Genomic DNA, 1769 nt, shown 5'->3' with positions numbered 1-1769 from the left:
CAACGGCGACACCGGGGATCCGCGCCTTGGTACCGGTGCCGTTGCTCACCACGCTCTGCATCATCGTGTTCAGTTTGGCGGCGACATCCGCGCTGACGGGCCGTTTGTAGACCTCCGGTTCGGTGCGGCTGATCGCCTTGAGGTCGGGGCCGAGCAGTTCGGAGACGACGTACGGCCGCATCATGACCCCGTTGTTGCCAACGGCGGCGGCGACCTGGGCCATCTGCAACGGGGTGACCCGGTCGTCGAACTGCCCGATGGCGGACTGCGCGGTCTGCGCCCCGTCGAGCGGCTGGGTCGGGTACACGCTGGGCACCTGCGCCAGAGGAAAGTCGGGCACGGTGGAGTTGAAACCGAACGCCTCGGCCTGTGCGCGCAGGGCGTCGTCGGTGAGATCGATGCCGAGCTGGGCGAACGCGGTGTTGCAGGAGATCGTCAGAGCGTGGATCAGCGTGTCGGTCCTGCCGTCCCCGCAGCGTTCGCCGCCGAAGTTCGGCAGTACGGTCCTGCTCTGCGGCAGGGGGAGCTGGTCGGGCGCGGCGATGCGTTCCTCGAGCTGGTGGCCGGCGTTGAGCGCGGCCGCCGCCGTGATCACCTTGAAGGTGGAACCGGGTGGATAGGTTTCCTGGGTCGCGCGGTTGAGCAGTGGCTTGTCCGGGTCGGTGTTGAGCGTCTGGGCGGCCTTGCTGGCCGTGGTCTCGTCGTGGCTGGCCAGCGGTGTCGGGTCGTAGGTGGGGCTGGTCACCATCGCAAGGATTTCGCCGGTCTTCGGGTCGAGCGCCACGACCGCCCCCTTACGGTTGCCGAGCGCGGTGGTCGCGACCTGCTGGATCCGGGGTACCAGCGTGGTGACGATACTCCCACCCCGTTGTTGGCGTCCGGTCACCAGGTCGGAAACCTTGGAGACGAACAGGCGCTGGTCCTCGCCGGAGAGGAAGTCGTTCTGGGACCGCTCCAGGCCCGCGGAGGTGTACAGACCGTAGTAGCCGGCGATGGCGGCGTACAGCTTCGTGGCCGGATACTGCCGCTGGTACTTGTACTCGTCGTCGGACGGTACCGAGCTTGCGATCGCCTGCCCGCCGGCCACGGCGATCCAACCCCGCTCCCGTTCGAGCCGCTCGGTGATCTGGCGGGCGTTGTTCGGCTCGTGACGCAGTCCGTCGGCCTTCTTGGCCTGTAGCCAGTTGGCATTGACCAGCAGCGCCGCGAACAGCACCAGGCACGCGACAGCGACCTTGCGGATGGGCGAGTTCACGTCGTCCGCACCACCTGTGTCGGGCTGTCGGCGACGGCGTTCGGGTCGAACAGCGGCGCGGCCGGCGTGGCCGGGTCGGGCCGGCGGTAGGAGTCGCTGATCCGCAGCAGCAGCGCGATGATGGCTGCGTTCGAGACGATCGAGGAGCCTCCGTAGGAAATGAAGGGCAGGGTCAGGCCGGTCAGTGGGATGAGCCGCATGACACCGCCGACCTGCACGAACACCTGCAGAGCCAACGAGGCGGCAAGTCCTGCCGCGAGCATCTTGCCGAACGGGTCACGGGCGCCGAGCGCGGTTCGCAGGCCGCGCATCACGACCAGCCCGTAGATGACGAGGATCGCCATGATCCCAGCGAGGCCGAGTTCCTCGCCGATGCTCGCGACGATGAAGTCGGTGTTGGCGAAGGGAACCCGTTGCGGACTGCCCTGCCCGAGTCCGGTACCGGTGACCCCGCCAGCCGCGAACCCGAACAGACCCTGCACCAGCTGGAACGAGGTGCTCGTGGGGTTGTCGC

Annotated in this window: 2 protein-coding genes; both read right to left on the bottom strand. The window is 67.9% G+C overall.

Translation table 11 applies throughout. From position 1 onward, the window contains the following. The coding region (locus DD1DGNOD_RS00935) for a penicillin-binding transpeptidase domain-containing protein (protein WP_241255378.1) at positions 1-1255 on the bottom strand (1255 nt) is incomplete at its 3' end. Further along, a partial coding sequence (locus DD1DGNOD_RS28480) for an FtsW/RodA/SpoVE family cell cycle protein (protein WP_241255377.1) occupies positions 1252-1769 on the bottom strand: 518 nt, incomplete at its 5' end. The genes DD1DGNOD_RS00935 and DD1DGNOD_RS28480, both read right to left, overlap by 4 nt.

The sequence above is a fragment of the Candidatus Protofrankia californiensis genome, from assembly GCF_900634765.1.
Taxonomy (GTDB): Bacteria; Actinomycetota; Actinomycetes; order Frankiales; family Frankiaceae; genus Protofrankia; species Protofrankia californiensis.
The sequence above is the reverse complement of the archived record's forward strand: the minus strand, read 5'-3'. Positions and strand labels throughout refer to the sequence as shown.